Genomic DNA, 19,364 nt, shown 5'->3' with positions numbered 1-19,364 from the left:
TCTGTGCAGGTCAGTCGCCGGAAAAGAATCCCCGGGCCCGTGGGTGTCTGTCCGTTCCCCCGGCCCACAGGAGGTATGTCCTGCGCCTCACTGCGCGGCGGATCTCGACAGCAGACAGCCCGGGGACCGGCCGTCTGGCCGTGGGCTCCCCGGGCTGTACTGCCACCCAAAAGCGGGGGCGGGTGTCGCTGGGGTCTGGCCGTACCCGGGTGCCGGTCAGTTGACGGCGGGGAGGACGTCCAGGAGGCCCCAGAGCCGTTCGCCGGCGGGGCCGTACTCCGGCGCGATGATCGAGACGTGCGTGCCGTGGGCGACCTGGTCGTAGAGGCCGCGGTTCAGGTCGGGCCACTGGACGGCCATGTCGCCGCGGCTGATCCGGCCGGCGAACGAGGTGAACGGCTCGCCGTCGCAGGTCGTCACGATGACCGGCTCGTCCTGGATGCCGCCGGGGCGGTAGTCGTTGACCCGGACGAACATGCCCGCGGCGGCGTCGACCAGGCGAGGCAGCAGCTCGGGGTCGGCGAGGACCAGCTCGACTCCGGCGCGCTGCTCCCACCACAGGCCGTTGGCTCCCGGACCGGCGAACCCGGGCTGCGACTGAGTGGTGACGTACCCGGCGCGGCACAGGGAGGCGAGAGTGGGCACCAAGTGCTCGGTCTCCTCGTCGGGGCCGTAGCGGGCGGCGTAGCCGGGGCGGGAGGCGATCTCGCCCTCCAGCCAGAGGGCCATCAGGTTGCCGAGGTCGGTGATGGTCCGGGCGGACGTCCAGCGGCGCCGGTCGGCACGGCTCATCCAGGGGAGCGTCAGTGTCATGGTCAGCCCTTCACGATCATGCTGTCGGGGCAGCGGCCGCCCATGTGGGCGACGCACGCCGGGCAGTCCTCGCGGGGCTTGAGCCCCTTGTGCTGCTCGCGGCTGTCGTAGGCGTGCAGCCAGCACTGGCGGCACTCGCCGGGCGGGGGATTCAGCGCCTTCTTGCTCGCCATCGTGGTCTCCGCTCTCAGTGGTTCACGTTGGTGGTGGACCGGCCGAAGCCGCGGGTGGTGTTCGTGACGTGCGTGTGGTGCTCGTGCGTGTGGCGCTCGACCGTCCGGCCACCGCCGCTCATCAGGGCGGGAGCGAGCTTCCAGCCGACGAGAGCGATGGCGATCCACATCAGGCCGCCCGCGCCGATTCCGGCGAGCGGGGCCAGGGCCTGGCCGATGCCCCACCCGGTGCCGGCGGCGAGGACACCTCCGGCCGCGACCATCTGGGCGCGGGGGTCGAGGAGGGGCTGCGGGGTGAGGTCGCGGGGCGGCATCGGCTGCATCGGCGCCGGGGCGGTCGAGCGGGGCATCGGGATCATCCGTCCGTACGCGTCGGGCACCCAGACGATCCGGTCGTTCTCGTCGTGGAGCTGGACCGTGCCGGTGAGCGGCATCTGGTAGTGCGGGGTGATGTCGTGGGCCGGGCGGTAGGGCTGAACCGCTGCGTCGGTGCGCGGTGTCTCGGGGGCGCGGTCGGTGCTCACGGGTCAACCTCCTGAAGGGGGGATGGCCCCCGGGCGGGTCCCGGGGGCCGGGCTGGTCAGTCCTGCGTGGTGCGGTACTGCTTCGTGCGCTTGGCGACGTGGTCGCGGGAGAAGTCGGTGGCCTCGGCGGCGTCGAGCTGCAGGGCCTCGCCCTTGTCCAGCTCGGCGGCGATGGCCTGCCACATGACCTCGTCGGCGGCCGTCTTGGCCTTCTCCGCGTCCTCGTGCGCCTGGTCTCGGGTCGCCTTCAGTTCGGCGATACGGGCCTTGGCGGCGGCGCGGGTGTCCTTGTCGGGGCGGGGCATTTCTGACTCCGTTTCGGTGTCGGGGATGATGTGGCTCCCCCCGCTGCCCTTGCGGAGCGGGATCGGGGCCCGTGGCGGCCGGCGGACCTTGGCCGGGATGGCGGCCGCCACGGGGCGCCCCTACTTGCTCGTGGGGATCGCGGGGGAGGGAACCGTGTTCTCGGCGGCCGTGGCCACCGCCTGGAGAACATCACGCGTGGAGTCGGCCGCGTGCATCAGCTGCTCGGTGAGAGCGCCGTATCCGAGGTCACGGGCACGCGCCTTGAGCGCGACGAGGTAGTGCCAGGTGTCGTGCAGCTCGTCGTGCAGGTCGAGCAGGCCGGGCTGGAACGCGAGGCCGTCGGTCAGGGTGTTCGCGCCGTTCCAGTGGGTCCTGGCCCGGTCGGCGAGGGTGTTGAAGGAGTTGTCGGCGATGACCTCGCGGACCTCGTCGGCGGACTCGTACGCGTACGCCTGACCGATGAGGCCGAAGACAAAGGACTTGAAGCGGCTGGGCTTGTTCACTGCTGTCTCCCCTGCTTGCTTTTCTGCTGGCGGGATCGCTTGCGATTCGGGACCGGGGCCCGGGGCGGTCGGCGGATTCCTGGCCGGGATGGCGACCGCCCCGGGGCGACGTCAGCGGCGGCGGCGCGGGCTGGTGTCGCCGGTGCGGCGCGGCGGAATGCTGACGCGGCCGGACATCGACTTGGCGTGCACGTCCAGGTCGTCGGCGAGCGCGCTCTCCGTCGCCGTGACGTGGATCGAGCCGGACATCGTCTTGGCACGGACGTCACCGCCGGCCGTGGCGTGGATCCGGATGGAGCCCGACATCGAGTCGGCCTCGGCGGTCCCGCCGAAGTCCTGAATCCCGATGGAGCCGGACATCGTCTTGGCGGTGACCACGTCGGTACGACCGAGGCGGATACTGCCGGACTGCGTCTTGGCGTTGATCTGGGCCGCCTGCTCAACCGTCACGCTGCCGGACTGCGTCTTCGCGTCGACGCGGGAGACGTGCCCCGTCCGGATGCTGCCGGACTGGGTCTTCGCGGAGACGTTCAGCAGCGCGCCGATGCCCTCGACATCCGCGGACTGCGTGTCGCCGTCCAGCGAGCTGCCTTCGGGAACCACGGCCGTGATCTCGATGGGGGAACTGCCCTGGATGACCGCCCCGCCGCCGCTGATGCGGACGCCGTTGACGATGACCTCACCGTTGCCGGTGATCGTCATCCCAGTCACCGAGCCGGTCACGGTGCCGAACGACTGGATGACCGACGATCCGCCGCCCACCACGATCGTGCTGCCGCTGTTTCCGCCTCCGCTGCCCTGCACGTACGCCTCCAGCCGGTTGGCGGACTGACGGAGCGTCGCCTTCCTGACCGCGTCGGCCGACGCGCCGTCCTCGTCGGCGGTGTGGATGGTGAGGGTGGCTCGGGTGCAGTCCGCTTCGGCGCGGACGGTGACCCGGCCTCCGTGACCCAGGAGCGTGGCGTCGATGGTGACGGGGCCGGTGGTCTCTGCAACGAGCTTTCGGGTGGTCACAGGTGCTTCTCCTTCGAGATTTTCGCTGTCTTTTTCGCTTGCGGTTTTGCTGGCCTTTTTGCTGGCCCGTCTCAATAATGCAGACTCAGAGTCGGCATGTCTACCGTTTCGCAGACTCCGAGTCGGCGCGACTGCCATATGTGCTGGTCAGCGGCCTAAAATTCATTTGCTGGCCCGGTGGCACACGGCGCACGGGATCTTGACCTCGCTGGTCTTGCCGGTGGCGGAGTGGAGCTTGGTGGAGAGGGTGACCATGCCGCCCCGGCAGCCCTTGACCGTGCACCGCTGGCGCTTGGGCTTCGCGGCCGTGGCCGGTCCGGCGCCACCGGTCTGCAGCGTCCAGGCGGTGGTGAGCGCGGTCGCCTTCGCCGTGCTCGTCGCGCGACTGGCCTTCTCTTTCGCGGCCTTCGTGGCGGCGCCGGCCTTTTCCTTCGCCGGGGCGGTGACGGCTTCGGCCGCGGTTTTCGCTCGGGCCTTGGCCTCCCTCTTCTTGCTGCGGGTCCACGCCTTGGTGTCCTTGGTGACCTGGTTGCGGAGGGCCTTGACCACGACGAGCGCGTCGTCCAGGACGAACTCGGGGAAGATCTCGCCGGTCATGACGATGCCGCGCCACTCGGCGGCGAAGGTGTCGGCGTCCTGGGCCCTCTTGCGTCCGGTCCGGACGTCGAGCGCGGCGTCCACCAGGCCGTTGGTGACGACGCTGGAGCTCTCCCCGTTGCCACAGGACAGGCACGAGATCCAGGCGGGCCAGACCTCCCGGAAACCGTCCTTGTGGATCTCCAGGGCCCGGTCGTTCCCGCACCCGCCGCACTGGAGCTCCACGCCGTCGACGTAGGCGGTGCCGGTCAGTCGGAGATCGGGTTCGGTGCGCATCGGGGCCCCTTCCTCAGATTTCTGTTTGTCATGGTTTGTAACCTGGATCTGACCTGGATCTGTTCGCATTGATGCAGGTCAGAGGGGGTGGGCAACCTGGACGGGACCCGGTTCGACCTGGACGGGTCCCGTCCAGGTCGAGGGGGGTGTCGTCCAGGTCGACGGCCGCCCAGTCCGGGGGCATACCGACCCAAACCGGGCGGCCGTCCAGGGTGAATCCGGGTTGATCAGGCGCTCAGGTCGTACTTCGTCTGGACCGCCCGGAGAACTGCGGCGAGCGGGTAGCCGTTGAGCGCGGACGAGCTGTCGGCCCAGCTCCGCTTCTTCTTCTCGTCGGGCTCGCGGACCACCAGGCGGGCGAGCTTCTCGGGCGTGACCTCAAGACCGGCGGCCTTGAGCGAGTCGACCAGGAGCGTGCCGGGGAGCCAGTCGACCTCGGCCGCCTCGTCCTCGTCCTTGGCCTCCTGGTCGAAGGCGGCGAAGACGTCGACCAGTACGGCGAGCACCCGGGCGTCCTCCTCTCCGGTCTCCCGGAGCCGGTCCGCCAGGGACTTCGGACCGTCGGGCAGAGTGCCGGCCGCGCGGCGCAGCTCCATCGCGCGGTCGGCCAGAGCCTCGACCTCGTCGTCCGTGTAGTAGTCGGCACGGACCAGGTAGGGGTTGGAACCCTCTGCCCACAGGAAGCCCGCGCCGCGCATCTCCGACTCGATGCTCTTGGCAGAGAATCCGGCGGCCGCGGCGCCCTTTCCGAGGATGGTGTCGGACGCCTCGGGGGTGGTGCAGCGCAGTGCCCAGCGGATGGAGAGCAGGTCACGCAGCGAGGTGTCGACCACGTCGCTGCCGGGCTTCTGTGTGGCGCAGAAGGTGATGATCCCGGCGGCGCGGCCACGGCTGACGATGTTGCGGAGTCGCTTGGTGATCTTCTTTCCGAGCTCGTCGTCGGTCGTGTAGTACATGAGCTCGTCGACCCAGAGCAGGAGCTGTCCCAGGATGTCCGGGTACTTGTTCGCGAGCTCTTCGGTGACCTTGCGCCGGTTGATCTTCTTGAGGAACGCATACCGGCGCTTCATGTCCGGGATGACGTAGCCGTCCAGCATCTCCAGGAATGCTTCCGGGTCCGCGTTGCCTTCGAATGCGTCGGCCATTGCCTCGAAGGGTGTGAGGTCGCCGCCGGCCTTTCCGTCCGCGAGGGCCAGGCGCACACGCGGGTCGAGTGCGGCGGCCAGCAGGATGGTGTTTCCGGATGCGCTCTTTCCGGCGCCGGGCTCACCGCCGACAAGGCCGGAACGCTCGACCACAGAGATGGTGCGGGCCAGGCCGCGCACGTCCGGGCCAATCGAGATGGGGCCCCAGAAGTTGGTAGCTCCTTCGAGGGCGAGCAGGGGACCGGGAGCGGCCTTTTCGGTGAAGGGCAGTTCCTTGGCCACATAGATTTCGAGGCGTCCGGCCCGGCCTCCCTTCTCCTTGCTCTTCGCCATGTTGACCTGCGCCTCTTCGACTCCGAGGGCAGAGGCGATTTCGGCGGTGGCACGCATGGCCTTCTTCGCCGCGATGCCGGGCGGCAGGTCGATGACCGCCGACCACGCGCCGCGTGAGTCGAGCATGGGCATCTGCACGACGCGCAGGCTCTCGTCGCTGCCGATGACCTTCGCGGCCTGGAAGACGCTGTCGAGCATGGGCGCGGTCATCGGGTCGCCGTCACCGAGGGACCGCCAGTCCGCAGACCAGTCCGTCTCTTCGCTGATCGGGTGGCGTCCGGCGAAGGCTCCACCGGCGAAGGTGGCCATCGCGCCGGCGGAAACACCGAGCCATCCGGCCTGCAGGTATCCGGCGCTCAGCGCCGCGACCGGCGGACCGTAGGCGGCGCCGACCCGGAGGCTGTAGGCGCGGCGCCTGTTGGCCTTGAGCTTCTTGTGTTCGGCGATGGCCTTCATCGCCACCGTCTGGGTCCGGTCGGCCGCCTGGAGCGCTGCCGTCTTCTTGTTCTTCATCAGGGACGGGGTGTAGCGGGCGGACCTCGCGGCGGCGCGGGCTTCCTTGGCCGCGATGTGCGCCTGGTGGCCGACGGCCTGGAGCTGGATGCCCTCGAACCCCTTGACCCAGTCGCCGATGCGACGGGATCCGCGCTTGAACTGGGCGGCGTGGCCACGGTCGGTGCGCTGGCGGCGGACCCACCGACGGTAGGCGCGCAGCCGGGACCGGTAGAGGACTCCCGCGTACATAGCCCAGCCCTCGCTGGACTTGGCCCAGGCCGGGATCAGCGGCTGGTCGCCGAACGCGTCAAGGTCGAGGTCTTCCTTCGGCGACTCGACCGGGGCTTTGGTGACCCGGCCCTCGAGGATCTGGCGGGCCGACTCGACCACTGCGGCCCGGTCGGCGTCGGTCTTGCCACCCAAAGCGGGGGCGGCGGCCGGGGTGCTGGCGTCCGTGGCCGGCCCCGCGCCGTGGAGGTAGGTAATGGTGGCCAGCTCCGTGCTGCCCGGCTTCGTGGTGGTGGGCTGTTCCGTCATGCTGGTGCTTCTCCTTCGGGAGGAGGCGGGGTCCGGCGGCGACTTTGGTAGGGAGGCGCCGGACCCCGCCGGTTTCGGGGGGTGGTTCAGGCGGCGGCGGTGAAGCCGTCCGCGCAGGGGGTGCAGATGCCAAGCGATGTCGGCAGGCAGTACGTGCGGATCTCTCCGCACTCGGGGCAGGTGCGCCGGGACTGCATCGCCGCCGCGAGAGAGGCGATCTGACCCGGGGAGCGGGGCTTGGGCGGGGTCGCCCGGTCGATCGGGTAGAGGCGGGCGAACCGCGGCACACCCGGCGTCCTCTTGCTGAACCACATGACCTGCGCGACGGCCGGGCCCCGGGGCCGGAGCCCCTGCGCCACGAGCTGGTCGCGGGTCGCCAGACCCTCGGGGGCCATGCGCCAGGGGTACGTCGGCACGTCGTGCCGCTCCCCCGCCGGGTCCCAGAGATCAGCGAGGCGTCCCATCGGTCAGGCCCCCACCGCAGCGGTGTCCCCGTCGATCAGCCGGAGCTTGCGTTCGGCGACGACCATGTCCCTCAGCCGCCGGGCGTCATCCCGGCGGATGCCGAGACGCTTCGACAGGGAGGCCCCAGAGATCTGGGCGCCCTCCGCGACGAGCTCGGCAGCGACCTTCAGCGCCTTCGGCAGGAGCGCCTCCAGCTCCTCATCCGACCGGCCGCCCGCACCGTTCCCGCCAGCGTTCCCAGAAGCACTCTCGCTGGCCTTCTCGCGGGCTTTTTCGCTTGCACCCTCAGAGCCGTACACCCCAATTCCCGCAAGGGCTGTAGCGCCCTCAGAGGACCGCTGGAGAGCGGGGTGCGGAACGCTCGGACCGAGGGCCTGGATGCCCTCTGCGAGGCGCCCGGGAAGGGGGTTGTAGAGGTTGGCGAGCATGCCCGCACGGACCAGCTCCGGGCGCACGTGCTCAGCCAGTTCGAAGGCCGCCCCGAGCTGCACCCGGGCGTCGGTCACCTGAGCGAAGATCTCGGCGGACAGACCCTGCTGGGTGCCCTTCTTGATCTGCCACGCGGCGCCGAACGCCTCCTCCTCGGTGATGCTCCCGAGGGGCAGGGCCGACAGGAGATGGTCCGCCTCTTCCGCGATCTCCTTGTGGTGCTTGCGGCGGCGGGCGAGGTGCTCCTGGCGCTCCTTCTCCTTCTTCGCCTCCTCCCGCCGGCGCTTCTTCTCCTCAGCCGTGCCGGTCTTCGCCGACAGCGTGCCGACCCACTGGCGGACCTCGAACAGGAGCGGCCCGAGCAGAGAGACAGCGGCGAGTCCGATGCCGGCCGTGGTGGCGTCCGCGTCGGTCAGGCCGTGGAGGTTCCTGCCGTAGCCGTAGTTGATCGACGCGGCGAACAGGGCAGCCGCGAGGACGAACCCGCGCAGCATCCACCGAACCCAGCCGGGCAGGCCCCGCTCGTCGGCGTACGCGACGCCGGCCGCCATCACCCAGGCCGCGCCCTCGATCGCGAACGGCAGCGGCAACAGCATCGGCGACATGTCCGCGAAATGGATGATCTGCGCGGGCATCGACCCGAGCGCCGACGCGGTGACCAGCGCCAAGGTGCCGGTCCTGTAGACGTTCCCCGGGGTCAGGGCCTGCCGCCGGGCCGCCTTGCGTTCGGCACGGGCGGCCTGCTTGGCCTTCTTCGCGGCCTGCTTGTCGGAGCGGGCCTGCTTCGCGAGACGGGCGGCACGCTCGTCTGCCTCGCGCTGCCGGACCGCCCGGCGCTCCTCGGCAGCCGCGGCGTCCTCACGCTGCTGCGCGGCCTTGATCTCGCGGGCCTTGAGCTGTGCTTCGACCTCAAGGCGTCGGTCCTCGCGCTCCTGGGCGGCCCGGACCTCGGCGGCCTTGAGCGCCTGCTCGGCCTGAGCCGCGGCGTCGGCGCGGCGCTCTTCGCGGTAGTTGCTCATCGGGTGCCTCCAGCCGGGTTGGCCATGGTCGAGAGGAGGGTGGCGAGTTCTTCGCGCAGCCGGGGGGACGTCGGGGTCAGGCGGAAGCGCCGGGCGAAGCTGTCGCCGCCGGCGGCCGTCGCGCGGGCCACGGTCTCGGTGATGAGGCTGGCCAGGGCGATGGTCCCGGCGATCAGACCGAGGGCCATCTCCAGCACGGTCAGCACGAACAGGGTGAGGTGGGCGAGGAACCTCATGCCGCCACCCCCGTCAGCGAACCGTCGTCGCGGACCAGGCGGAGGGCGGCCCGGACCTCGCGGCGCTCGGCACGCGGGGCACGAGCGCGGGTCACGGTGGTCATCGGGTCGGTGGTGCCCAGCAGGGCGAGCACCTCGTAGGAGTCGTAGTCGGCGCCGGTCCAGTCGGCGGTCATGTCGTCCGCCTCGTACCCGGAGGCGTTGTCGACGGTCTCCAGCTCGGCAGCCAGGACGACCGGGGCGGCGGCCGTACGGCGGCGCAGCTCCCTCGGCATCCGGCGGAGCAGGGACCTGTAGTACGCGGCGTCCTCGCGGTCCGTGTCGGTCTCGACCTGGAAGTCGGCGAGGAAGCTGTTCAGCGCGTCCCGGCTGGCGAGCCCGCCGGCCGTGAACTCCTCGGCGAAGTCCAGCGGCTCGACCTCGGTGTTGAAGCCGACCGCGACCTCCAAGAACTCGGAGTCCGTAACAATGCGCTGACCTGCGACGATGATGTTCATGTGGGTCGTGCCCCTCTCGGTGTAACGGCCCCGGCGGCTCTCCGGCGGTCCTGGCAGATCACCCGGAGAGCCGCGCCGTTTTCGGGCGCAGTTCTGACGGTTTAGGCATGGCTGTGCCGCGACGCTTCGTGAGTTGCCCCACCCGGCGCTGCCTTCCGGGAATGACATTCCCAGGATTACGGACCGCTGTCAATCACTAACCGCTCTACATTCCCGGGAGAGCGCGCCTCTGGGAATCAATCCCGGGACTATGGTTCACTGGTGTCCTCGAACTTGAGGAGATCACCGGACATGCCACCGAAGTGGAGAGACCTCGCAGACGCGATCGCCGCGAAGATCAGCAGCGGCGAGTACGCGCCGGGCGACCGCCTGCCCAAGATCGAGGACCAGGTCCTCGCAGGGAAGGGTTCCAAGACCACGGTCCACGCCGCATACAAGGCTCTGGAGTCGGAAGGGCTGGTCATCTCTTCCCGCGGCCACGGAACCGTCGTACGGGAACGGGGCACCCTGGCCACAGCCGCAGACCGCGAAGAGCGGAGCAAGCTCACCGGCTCGTCGTGGCGAGCGGGGGAACGGTCCGACTCCCATATGGCCGGCATCGTGTCCGCTCCGGAGGACGTCGCTGAAGCGCTCGGAATCGGTACAGGTCACCCCGTGCTCAGGCGCTCACGCACCTACCGCGACGAACACACCGGTGCAGTGATTTCCCACTCCACATCGTGGATCCCTGCAGACCTTGCCGAGGAGCTGCCAGAACTGCTCATGGGCAGGCGCCTCAGCGGCGGGACATCCATCGACCTGCTCACCCGGCACACCGGACGTCCCGTCGCACGGCGATACAGCTCGATGTGGGCGCGGATCACCACCCCTGCGGACGCAGCGACCCTGGAGATCCCAGAGGACACCCAGGCCGCCGTAACCGTGCTGACCGTTCGGGTCGTAGACACCGGTGACGTGACCATCGAATACGGCGTTGACGTAGGAGGGCCCGGGCGCCGTTGGACCAAGGAAGAAGTCATCCGATGAAGCACCAGCCCCCACAAGGAAAAACGGAGATCACACACATCATGCGGACACTCGCGGGGCGAACCGGCCCGGCCCGGCTCGTCTTGATGGCTGGCCTCCAGGGGTCGAGGAAGACCAAGGTCGCCCGTGCGCTCGAAGCCCAGGGTTTCCTGCGCTTCAGCCCGGACGAGCGGGTGTGGGAGACCTACGGGCACTACGGACGAGACTTCCCCAGGGGCGAGTACCTGGTACGGGAGCAGCCGATCCTCGAAAAGATCGCGGTTGAAGTCGGGGAGGCACTGTCCTCCGGTCGGGACGTTGTCGTGGACCACGGCTTCTGGACGGCCTCTGAGCGCGAGAAGTGGCGCCGGATCGGCGAGGACGTCGGCGCCACCGTGACTCTGGTGCACCTGCCCGGCACCCACCAGGAGAGGTGGGACCGGATCAAGGCACGCAATCAGGAGACCTACGACAACCCCAACGCCATGTGGTTCAGCGAAGCCGATCTACTTCGCCACGCCACCCGCTTCGAACCCCCGGGGGCAGACGAGCCCCACATCACCTACACCGGCGACCTCGAACCCGTACTCCGGGCGCTCGAAGCTTCAGCCGACACCTAGCCCTAGATCACAACGCGGTCACCCACATCGACATTGACACCACAAACCGGATGGATCATCCCGGACAGTCGTGGACGATGAAGATCGACAGCGTATGTGGGTGCACGATAAGGGCCCAGAAACGCCGAAGGCGCCCCTGCCAGGGCGCCTCGGTTACAGCAAGGCCGGGACCAGAATCCCGGCGAAGTCGAGCGATACGAGAAAAGGACGCTCATCCATGAGGGTACGAGATGTATCGGCCCCGGTGCCACATCGCCGGGAGAACAACACGGCTGCAACACGGACGCTCCGGGCAAAGCTACTGGCCAGCGCGCTGCAGTACGCCGCGCGAGGGATGTACGTCCATCCGCTGCTGGTCGGCGGGAAAGAGCCTCGCTGGCTCGACTGGGAGGCGCGGGCGACCCGCGACCCTGAGGCCATCGAGCGCACCTGGGGCCGCGCGCCGTTCAACATCGGTGTCGCCTGCGGTCCGTCCGCTCTCGTCGCCATCGACCTGGACGTCCCGCACAACGGAGACCTGTCCGGTCTCCCCGACATCGTCGACGGCATGACGATGCTCGACTTCCTCGCGGCGCAGACTCCGGGCGCGCAGATCACTCCGACGCTGACCGTCCGCACGCCCAGCGGCGGACGTCACCTCGTCTACCGAGCTCCTACCGGAATCGGGGTCCGCAACACCGCTCGGACAATCGGGTGGTGCATCGACACGAGGGCCGCCGGTGGCTACATCGTCGGCATCGGCTCGCAGGTCGACGGCGTCTCCTACGAACTGGAGGGCAGCGTCTCCGATCCCGCGGTGCTGCCGGACTGGCTGCTGACCCTGGTCACCACTGCGCCTGAGCCACCCAAAAGCGGGGGAGCGCCGCGCAGGGCTGACGTGGTCGCCCGGCTGCGGGACCTGACCCGGCAGGGCACTCGCGAGGAGCGGTGGGCGCACGGCATCCTGCGCAGCGAGTGTGACGACCTGGCGGCGATGAGGCCGGACACCGGCCGCAACAATCGGCTGAACCTGGCGGCGTACCGCGCGGGCCAGCTGGTCGCCGCCGGCCTCTTGGACCAGGCCGTCGCAGAGGAGCACCTGACGGAGGCCGCGCAGGCGTCCGGGCTTGGTGAGAAGTCGGCGCTCGAGATCGAGAAGACACTCCGCTCCGGCATGACCGCGGGGCTCTCCCGGCCGCGCCGGATGACGACCGCGCCTGCGCGCCGGATGGACGGTGCCGCGTGAACGACTTCGCACCGCAGGACACTAAGGGTCAGCGCCACGTAGACCACGCCTCGGCAATGAAAACGGCCCCGGCGACGTCTCACCGTCCCGGGGCCAGGCACCCGAGGAGTGGTCTCGAATGCGAGACGTTCGTATCCCGTCGCACATGCTTGCGTCGCCCGCTGGTGATCGGGGGCCAGGCATGAGCGAGGACCTGAACCTGAGCCCCGAGGACCTCGATGCCTTCCGGGCCTGGAAGGAGTCGACCAAGTCGGCGCCGCCGAAGCAGCCGGGTCCGGCCGCGAAGAAGAGCGGCGACAAGGCTCCGTCCGTGGCGGACCAGATCATCGCGATGGCGGACAGCCGATACGAGTTCGGCACGTCGGACGCGGGCGACCTGTACGCCGTGCCGAAGGACGGCCCGCGAATCGCGCGTCTGCTGCGCGGCGGTCGGATCTCGCTGCGTGCCGAGCTGGCCCGGACGTACTACGGCCTGCACGGCAAGGCGGCCTCGTCCTCGGCGCTCGCCGACGCCATGCTCGCCATCGAGGGCCGGGCGCAGGCGGAGGACCCGGTGCCGCTGCACCTGCGGGTCGCCCCGCTCGGCAAGCGTCCCGAGCACGGCTTCCTCCTCGACCTCGGGCGCGCGGACGGCCTGGTCGTCACCGTCACTCCGGAGAAGTGGAGCGTGGGGCCGGCCGCGCCGGGGCAGCCGCTTTTCCGCCGCTCCCAGCTCACCCAGCCGCTGCCGATCCCCAAGGGCGGCGGCTCGCTGACCGAGCTGCGCGGGCTGCTGAACGTGACGGACGAGTCGTGGCCGCTGCTCGTGTCGTGGCTGGTCGCCGGGCTCGTCCCCGGCATCCCTCACCCGCTGCTCTTCCTGTCGGGCGAGCAGGGCACCGCAAAGTCGACGGCGACGAAGATGCTCGTGCAGCTGCTCGACCCGTCCGCCGCGCCGGCACGCTCTACGCCCAAGGATCCGGACGACTGGAGCACCGCTGCAGTCGGCTCCTGGGTGGTCGGGCTCGACAACCTCTCGCGGATCCCCGAGTGGCTGTCGGACGCGATGTGCCGCGCGGCCACCGGTGACGCCAACGTGAAGCGGACCCTGTACTCGGACTCCGACGTCACGGTCCAGGAGTTCCGCCGGGTGCTGATCGTCAACGGTATCGACGTCGGCACGCTGCGCGGTGACCTCGCGGACCGCATGATCCCGGTCCACCTGCACCGGATCACCCAGCGGCGCACCGAAACCGCACTGTGGGAGGCGTACGACGAGGCGCAGCCGCGGATCGTCGGCGCGCTCCTCGACCTCCTGGTCCGGACGCTCCAGGAACTCCCGGCGGTTCGGGAGAAGGCCGACAAGGGCGAGATCCCGCTGCCGCGTATGGCGGACTACGGCCTGATCATGGCCGCGCTCGATGAGGTCAAGGGCAGCAACACGACGAGCATCCTGGCCGACTACCTCAAGCAGCGCACCGAGCTTGCCGAGGAGGTCGTGGAGTCCAACCAGGTCGGCACCCAGGTCCTGACCTTCATGAAGCGGATGCCGCCCCGCCAGGAGGACAGTCTCCAGGTATGGGAGGGCACGGCTGCCGAGCTGCTGGACGAGCTGACCAACCAGATCGGCATGACGAACGAGCACTGGCCCAAGACGCCGGGCGTCCTGTCGAACCGGCTGAACCGCGTCGCCTCCGACCTCGACAAGCTCGGGGTCGACATCGCCCGTACGAAGTCGGGCTCGAAGCGGTCCTTGACCATCACCTACGCACCGAAGCCCGACCCGTCCGTCCCGCAGCCGGAGCCCGATCCGGTGCAGGAATCGCTGATGCAGTAGCGCCACCGCTCTGCCGCCGACCCGCCGTGCACCGCCCGGCGGGCTTTCGGCGTACCCGCGCACAGGGGACGCGCTATCTAGCTTGATTGAGCACGAAGCCACAGGCCAGGCCCCCAGACACGCAAGGGCCGCAGGGTCGTGGGACGCACTTTGGGACGCACTCGTCCGGGGGAGTGGGACGCTCATCGCCGGGCGGCGTACTGGGCCCAGGCGTCTACCAGGGTTTCCAGCGCGGCCGTGGAAGCGCCGGCGGCTTCGAGGTGGTCGACGTACGTCTCCAGCTCGTCGGGCTCCTCCGGCCAGTCGGCATCGGCCGCCGCGTCGCGCGCGAGGTCACCGATCCCGCTCCTGACCTGCGTGAACTGTGCCAGCCAACCACCGAAGCCGTTCATGCGCACACCCCTGCCCCTCGCCTGCAGTCGACGGTCCGCACCCTATCTCGCGCCCTGCCGTGCCCTTCACGGAGCGTGAGGGGACGGTGGGGCGAGGGACGCTCTTGGGTGGGACGCACTCTTGGGACGCACTTGGGACGCAGGGGGCTCTGAGGGCCTAAAGAGCGTCCCTGGGACGCACTGCGTCCCACGTGCGTCCCAGGTGCGTCCCTGCCTCTGACCTGCCGCGTGCCCCATATGCGGCTTTTTTTGGGACGCAGTGACGCACTTGACCCCCTCATCTCTGTTGGAATGTCGAGGAAGAGAAGAGAAGAAGAGGGGAAGGGGAGAGCCATCAGAGATGACGGGTAATAGTGCGTCCCTGCGTCCCAACTTCTCTCCGAGTGATCTACGGAAAGTGATCATCTTTGCTGCACCCGGCGACGAACCGCCGCGCCGTGCACGCCGCCCCGCCTTTGGGTGGCTCTGATCGGCCACGTCGGAGTTCAAGCGCGCTTCGCGGCCGGGAGGCAGGACGACCTTCGTAGGCCGGGCCGCAGCGCTCACGGGAGCTGCACGAGCGCGGTGGGGCGGGTGACGTGCGGCAGGCCGCGGGCCGCGCCCGGCGACGGCCGGGAGGCCGGCCGCGGCCGGTTCGGCCGTCGACGGTGAACGCGCGGCCCGCAAGGGGCCCGCACCCGGGGATGCCAAGCGCGAACGCGCTTGTCCGTTCTACCCCTCCCCCTCCAGGACGCGCCGCCGGGAGCGTCCCACCACAAGAGAGCGTCCCACCAGTCAATCCGCGACCTATCTATCCAGATAACCCGCGTCCCTCCTGGTCAGGTCCTCAACGGACAGGGGCCAGACAGCAGAGTGCCCGCGTTCCCGCTTGCGGAAAAGCGGGCGGGAACGCGGGCGGCCGGGCTGGTCAGGCGCAGAGTGGGGCGAGCGCGGTGTAGCAGCCGATGCAGACCGGCAGGGGCCCGCTGGTCTCGGTGCCGGTCTCGACACGGAGCAGCAGGCCGGGCTGGGCACCAGTCGTACAGCCGGTGGCGCCCGTCTGGCGGTGGAAGACCGCGCACAGGCAGCGGCATCCGCCTGGCCGGTCCTGCTCCCAGTCGAGCATGACGGGCAGCCGGAGCGTCAGGATCGGTTCCTCGAACTCGGTCACGCGATGTCCTCGACCTGTTCGGGCCCGGGGTCCTGAATCTTGAGCCGTTTGAACATCGCTTCCAGGGCCTGGTCCACGAGGGTCTGCGGGTTCAGGTCGGTCTCCTCGACCGCGACGGTCAGCATCCGGTTGTTCGAGGCGAGGATCCGGACGGAGAGCATTTCGCGCTCCGGGCCGCGGGGCCGGCCCCGGCGGCGAGGCGGACGCTTGGGTGCCTTGGACTTGGAGGGCTTGGGTGCGCGGCCGTCACCGGCGCCGTGCTCTTGGTCGTCGTTGTCGTTAGCAGGGTCGCCAGCATTCCCGCTTGCGGAATCGCTTTCGGGTTCGCCGCCGGCCCCCCAGGAGTTGGGGTCGTCCCAGTTGGGCTCCGGAGCGCCGGACGGGGAGGCGGGGTCCTTCTCCCGGCTCTCTTCCTGGTTGTTCTTGGCCTTGTCGAGGAAGCTGGGCATCAGCTCCGTCCCTCCTTCAGGTGGGGCAGCGTGTGGAACAGGACTTCCCGGTATGCGGCGGTCAGCAGCTTGGCCTCACGGCCGGGTGCGCTGGTGATCGGCGCGCGGGCCGTTCGGCAGGTCTCGCGCACCGCGTAGTTCTTGATGACGGTCGGCAGGACCTGGGGGCCGAAGGTCTCGTGCAGGCGGGTGTCCCAGTACCGGTGGATCTCGCGGTACTCGCCGTCACGGGGCACGAGGTTCCGTACGACCCCGGCCACCTCCAGCTCTTCGTTGGGCCCGCCGGGGATGTTGTAGTGCTCGATCGACCTGATGGCTTCCGTGGCACCGAGCCACCCGTCGTTGAGGAGGGTCGAGGGGATGAGGACCTTTCGCGTCGCGAGCAGGGCCGATCCGCCGATTTTGCCGCCGGGGCGGGGTGGGACGTCGAGGAACACGACGTCCAGGACGTCGCGCAGCCCCCACAGGGCGCGCTTCAGGCGGAACTCCATCGCGGTGGCGGGGTCCGTCTCCCGGTTGCCGAACTCGCGGACGCAGGGGAGCACGAAGACGTTGGAGGGCCACTCCTTGCCGGCGCGGACCAGGACGTCGCGCGCGATTTCGGCGGGGTCCCTCGGCTTCTTCTCCCGGTCCACGTAGTAGATGTCGTTCACCGACATCTTCGGATCCGAGACGCCCAGCTCGTCGGTGAGCGTAGACCGGGGGTCGAGGTCCACGCCGCCGACCCGCAGGCCCTGCTCGGCGGCGACCGCGATGAGTCCAGCCGTCACCGACGTCTTGCCGACCCCGCCCTTCTCCGAGACCTCGGCGACGGTGTCGAGCCCTTCTACGGCCATCGGTCCTCCCTTCCATGTAGGTAGGGCGAGCCTGTCGACCGGCGAAGCTAAGCGCAAGCTGACCCGCACGCATTCCCGTCCGTCATTCCGCCAGCGGAAAAGCAAGCGAAAGCGGTTGGAATCGGGGCTATCTAGCCAGATAGCGCGCGATTGACCAGGCAGAGCCACCCAAAGGCGGGGGCGGTCAGCGGATGGCCCGCTTCACGGCCGCGCGGAAGATGTCTCCAGTGGTGATGACCTGGGCTTGGAGCTTGGCCTTCTCCAGGATGGAATCAGCGTCGGGGCGGGACGCCATCGCGGCGCACCAGACATCGAGGAGGGTCACGGCGCCGCTCCGTTCAGCCTCACGGAAGATGACCGCTGGACCATCGCCCCATCGGGCCTGCCACTCCCACAGAGCTTTCACGGCCGGCGCGCTCGTCCAGTACGTCGCGCGTACGAGCTGGTCACCGAGATCGGCGGGCAGGCGCACCGCCATCCGGCCGGTCAGCTTCGTCCTCTCGTCGCCGAACCGGTCGTAGTGGCTCGGGCCGGTGCCGACGCGGCGCCCCGGCATCCGGGCGTCCTGACTGGGCAGCGGTTCGTACGGACCGTCCATCGCCTGAGTCTTCAGCTCGGCAAGGACCGCACGCGCGACGACCAGGTCCCGGGTGCCGGCCAACTTCCCCTTCGCCCGCATCGCGGCGAACTTCGCCCGGACCCGGCCGCGGGCCTCGCTCTGTGCCTTGCCCCGGAGGAGTCGCACGCCTTCGTCCTCGCGGGCCTGCTTCAACCAGTCCAGCTCGGCAGCGCGCCCGGCAGAGACCTTCTTGTCCAGGGCCTCAAGGTCCCAGGGCTCCACCGCGACAACGAAAGGGATCACCGACATGGCGCGCAGTCTAGCTAGATAAGGCCATCTCTTCGCGCGACCGCGCGCGCGTGGGGCGGTCTCACGAGTTCCATCCGTGCTTGCCGAGTTGCAATCCTTTTCGCTAGCGGAAAAGCGATCAAACAAGCTAGATAAAACGCGGCGAAAGCGCAGGTCAACCCGTGTTTGACGGTTGTTGCGCGCCCGGGATCTACGCCTTACCTTCGGTTCAAATGAGCTTCAGGAGGTCGTCTTGCCCAGCTCCATCCCGCCGCTTCCCGGTCTCACCCGCTACACCTGGTGGGGCGCCGTGCCCGAGGGCCTGTTCACCAAGACCCAGCTCGACAGGGAGGGGCTCAAGCCGGGCTCCGACCCGGTCGGCCAGGTGCTCTATCACGGCAACTGCTACGCCCCGCTGTACGAGAAGAGTTCCGCGGTGCCCAAGCGCGCTTGCTCACCCGCGCAGCGCGCCGTCCTCGACCGCGCCCGGGACCTGCAGTACGTGTGTCGGCGATGCGGCGACAGCCGTGACTACCCCCTCGGCAGGGGCCGCTGGTGCGAGCCGTGCTCGTACGCCGCCCAGCTGTACACCGCCCACGCGAAGGCCCAGGAGTACGCCCGAGAGATCGTTGCCGCCCCCGATGCGGCGCTCGTCGTCGTGGCGGCCGGCCCCGGCGAGTACGCGCAGCCGGAGACCGTCGCAGTCATCCGCGTCCACGACCAGGAGCTGCTGCACGAGGGCCCGGCCGGGACGTACGGCACACCGGAGCGCGGGGCGCTGCTCGACCGGCTCGATGTGTTCCTGGACGGGCGCCGCGTCGTCCACGAGACCGACCGGGGCCCGGTCAGCCGCTACCCAGCAATGCTCGTCACGCCCCCAGGCCAGCACCTCACCAGCTCGCGCGACGAGCTCCACGCGTGGCTGCGCCCGCACCGCGAGAGCCGGGAGAAGGCCGACTACGTCTCGCGGCTGTGGCGGGCCTGGTTCGCCTGGACGAGGGACGAGTGGTCCTCGATGGCGAGCGAACCCTGGGACCAGCAGCGCGGGGTGTGGGTCGCCTGGGACTGCACGGAGCAGGCCGCCGACGACGCCCGCGTCCAGGCCGCGCTCCTGCACCGGATTGCCGAGGGAACCGAGCCGGTGTGGGAGCGGGCCCGGTGGATCGAGGATGGTCACGGAGAACCGGAACAGGAGCGCGGCCGCCGCCGGGGTGCGACTCAGGTGACGGCCTGACCTCCGGTCGGAGAGCCGCCGCCTGGTGAGTGCCCCAACAACGGCGGCCACCCCTCGCGGGGCGGCGGCTCTCCGAATCGGTACTTCGTTATGAGCAACCACGCATACGGTGCAGCCGACTTGACGCACGATGGGAGATCTTGGGGCTAGCGGTGTGGGTCAACGCCGGCTGACCTGACGCAGGGTGGGGGCACTGGTGCAGTTCACCGCCGTACATGGCGAGTGGGGCAGGGTGGACATCACCCTGCCCGACCTCGGGGTCGGCAGATCCTGGGAGGCGATCCACCGGGTGCGGGGCATCGAGCTGACGTGCCCCGAATGCCGTGGACAGGTCTTCGCGCGGGTCTCTGGTCTCGGCACCCGGCACCTCTATCACCGGGTCAAGCCCCCGTCGTGCTCGCTGGCGAACGAGTCGTTTGAACACCACC

22 protein-coding genes and 1 pseudogene are annotated in these 19,364 nt (G+C 69.6%); 6 read left to right on the top strand and 17 right to left on the bottom strand.

Annotated features, from left to right (window positions below; all coding sequences use genetic code 11):
* Positions 1-216 precede the first annotated feature (216 nt).
* The 12 genes from ACFYY2_RS34280 to ACFYY2_RS34225 form a co-directional block, all read right to left on the bottom strand.
* Positions 217-813, bottom strand: coding sequence for a DUF6919 domain-containing protein (locus tag ACFYY2_RS34280; RefSeq protein ID WP_388750538.1), 597 nt, complete (start codon positions 811-813; stop codon positions 217-219).
* A gap of 2 nt (positions 814-815) precedes the next feature.
* Positions 816-986, bottom strand: a complete 171-nt coding sequence (locus ACFYY2_RS34275) for a pRL2-8 (RefSeq protein ID WP_388750535.1) — start codon at positions 984-986, stop codon at positions 816-818.
* A 14-nt stretch (positions 987-1,000) separates the two neighbouring features.
* Positions 1,001-1,510 (bottom strand): hypothetical protein, encoded by a 510-nt coding sequence (locus tag ACFYY2_RS34270; protein WP_388750532.1) that lies wholly within the window; start codon positions 1,508-1,510, stop codon positions 1,001-1,003.
* A gap of 56 nt (positions 1,511-1,566) precedes the next feature.
* The gene (locus ACFYY2_RS34265) at positions 1,567-1,815 is read right to left on the bottom strand and encodes a hypothetical protein (protein WP_388750529.1); all 249 of its coding nucleotides are present in this window, start codon (positions 1,813-1,815) and stop codon (positions 1,567-1,569) included.
* A gap of 120 nt (positions 1,816-1,935) precedes the next feature.
* Positions 1,936-2,319, bottom strand: a complete 384-nt coding sequence (locus ACFYY2_RS34260) for a hypothetical protein (protein WP_388750527.1) — start codon at positions 2,317-2,319, stop codon at positions 1,936-1,938.
* Positions 2,320-2,430: 111 nt separating this feature from the next.
* The gene (locus ACFYY2_RS34255) at positions 2,431-3,333 is read right to left on the bottom strand and encodes a DUF4097 family beta strand repeat-containing protein (protein ID WP_388750525.1); all 903 of its coding nucleotides are present in this window, start codon (positions 3,331-3,333) and stop codon (positions 2,431-2,433) included.
* Between the two features lie 162 nt (positions 3,334-3,495).
* A complete protein-coding gene (locus ACFYY2_RS34250) occupies positions 3,496-4,206 on the bottom strand; it encodes a hypothetical protein (protein WP_388750522.1) in 711 nt (236 codons plus the stop codon).
* Between the two features lie 227 nt (positions 4,207-4,433).
* Complete coding sequence (locus ACFYY2_RS34245; RefSeq protein ID WP_388750519.1) at positions 4,434-6,716, bottom strand: FtsK/SpoIIIE domain-containing protein; 2,283 nt, start codon at positions 6,714-6,716, stop codon at positions 4,434-4,436.
* An 86-nt stretch (positions 6,717-6,802) separates the two neighbouring features.
* The gene (locus ACFYY2_RS34240; RefSeq protein ID WP_388750516.1) at positions 6,803-7,180 is read right to left on the bottom strand and encodes an RRQRL motif-containing zinc-binding protein; all 378 of its coding nucleotides are present in this window, start codon (positions 7,178-7,180) and stop codon (positions 6,803-6,805) included.
* Positions 7,181-7,183: 3 nt separating this feature from the next.
* Positions 7,184-8,629 (bottom strand): hypothetical protein, encoded by a 1,446-nt coding sequence (locus tag ACFYY2_RS34235; RefSeq protein ID WP_388750513.1) that lies wholly within the window; start codon positions 8,627-8,629, stop codon positions 7,184-7,186.
* Positions 8,626-8,865: a hypothetical protein gene (locus tag ACFYY2_RS34230; protein ID WP_388750511.1), complete on the bottom strand. Its 240-nt coding sequence runs from the start codon at positions 8,863-8,865 to the stop codon at positions 8,626-8,628. The genes ACFYY2_RS34235 and ACFYY2_RS34230 overlap by 4 nt, the downstream gene beginning before the upstream one ends.
* Complete coding sequence (locus tag ACFYY2_RS34225; protein WP_388750508.1) at positions 8,862-9,362, bottom strand: hypothetical protein; 501 nt, start codon at positions 9,360-9,362, stop codon at positions 8,862-8,864. The genes ACFYY2_RS34230 and ACFYY2_RS34225 overlap by 4 nt, the downstream gene beginning before the upstream one ends.
* 291 nt (positions 9,363-9,653) lie before the next feature.
* Between ACFYY2_RS34225 and ACFYY2_RS34220 the strand changes: the two genes are divergently transcribed.
* The 4 genes from ACFYY2_RS34220 to ACFYY2_RS34205 all read left to right on the top strand — a co-directional run bounded on the left by ACFYY2_RS34220 (position 9,654) and on the right by ACFYY2_RS34205 (position 14,028).
* Positions 9,654-10,388 (top strand): GntR family transcriptional regulator, encoded by a 735-nt coding sequence (locus tag ACFYY2_RS34220; protein ID WP_388750505.1) that lies wholly within the window; start codon positions 9,654-9,656, stop codon positions 10,386-10,388.
* Between the two features lie 86 nt (positions 10,389-10,474).
* On the top strand, positions 10,475-10,987 hold the full coding sequence (locus ACFYY2_RS34215; RefSeq protein ID WP_388750502.1) for an AAA family ATPase: 513 nt from the start codon (positions 10,475-10,477) through the stop codon (positions 10,985-10,987).
* 94 nt (positions 10,988-11,081) lie between these two features.
* A complete protein-coding gene (locus tag ACFYY2_RS34210) occupies positions 11,082-12,212 on the top strand; it encodes a bifunctional DNA primase/polymerase (RefSeq protein WP_388750500.1) in 1,131 nt (376 codons plus the stop codon).
* Between the two features lie 181 nt (positions 12,213-12,393).
* The gene (locus ACFYY2_RS34205; protein ID WP_388750497.1) at positions 12,394-14,028 is read left to right on the top strand and encodes an ATP-binding protein; all 1,635 of its coding nucleotides are present in this window, start codon (positions 12,394-12,396) and stop codon (positions 14,026-14,028) included.
* Positions 14,029-14,210: 182 nt separating this feature from the next.
* Here ACFYY2_RS34205 and ACFYY2_RS34200 read toward each other — a convergent pair whose 3' ends face one another.
* The 5 genes from ACFYY2_RS34200 to ACFYY2_RS34180 all read right to left on the bottom strand — a co-directional run bounded on the left by ACFYY2_RS34200 (position 14,211) and on the right by ACFYY2_RS34180 (position 17,723).
* Positions 14,211-14,420, bottom strand: a complete 210-nt coding sequence (locus tag ACFYY2_RS34200) for a YozE family protein (RefSeq protein WP_388750495.1) — start codon at positions 14,418-14,420, stop codon at positions 14,211-14,213.
* A 907-nt stretch (positions 14,421-15,327) separates the two neighbouring features.
* Positions 15,328-15,570 (bottom strand): DUF6372 family protein, encoded by a 243-nt coding sequence (locus tag ACFYY2_RS34195; RefSeq protein ID WP_388750492.1) that lies wholly within the window; start codon positions 15,568-15,570, stop codon positions 15,328-15,330.
* Complete coding sequence (locus ACFYY2_RS34190; protein ID WP_388750489.1) at positions 15,567-16,019, bottom strand: hypothetical protein; 453 nt, start codon at positions 16,017-16,019, stop codon at positions 15,567-15,569. Before ACFYY2_RS34190 ends, ACFYY2_RS34195 begins: the two co-directional genes overlap by 4 nt.
* Positions 16,019-16,855, bottom strand: coding sequence for a ParA family protein (locus ACFYY2_RS34185; RefSeq protein WP_388750487.1), 837 nt, complete (start codon positions 16,853-16,855; stop codon positions 16,019-16,021). Before ACFYY2_RS34185 ends, ACFYY2_RS34190 begins: the two co-directional genes overlap by 1 nt.
* Positions 16,856-17,039: 184 nt before the next feature.
* On the bottom strand, positions 17,040-17,723 hold the full coding sequence (locus ACFYY2_RS34180) for a hypothetical protein (RefSeq protein WP_388750484.1): 684 nt from the start codon (positions 17,721-17,723) through the stop codon (positions 17,040-17,042).
* 232 nt (positions 17,724-17,955) lie between these two features.
* Here ACFYY2_RS34180 and ACFYY2_RS34175 point away from each other — a divergent pair, with 232 nt between their 5' ends.
* Positions 17,956-18,936, top strand: coding sequence for a hypothetical protein (locus ACFYY2_RS34175; RefSeq protein ID WP_388750482.1), 981 nt, complete (start codon positions 17,956-17,958; stop codon positions 18,934-18,936).
* Between the two features lie 196 nt (positions 18,937-19,132).
* A pseudogene (locus ACFYY2_RS34170) lies at positions 19,133-19,364 on the top strand (hypothetical protein); the annotation flags it as partial.

It is taken from the genome of Streptomyces sp. NPDC001822 (genome assembly GCF_042892135.1).
Taxonomy (GTDB): Bacteria; Actinomycetota; Actinomycetes; order Streptomycetales; family Streptomycetaceae; genus Streptomyces.
The sequence above is the reverse complement of the archived record's forward strand: the minus strand, read 5'-3'. Positions and strand labels throughout refer to the sequence as shown.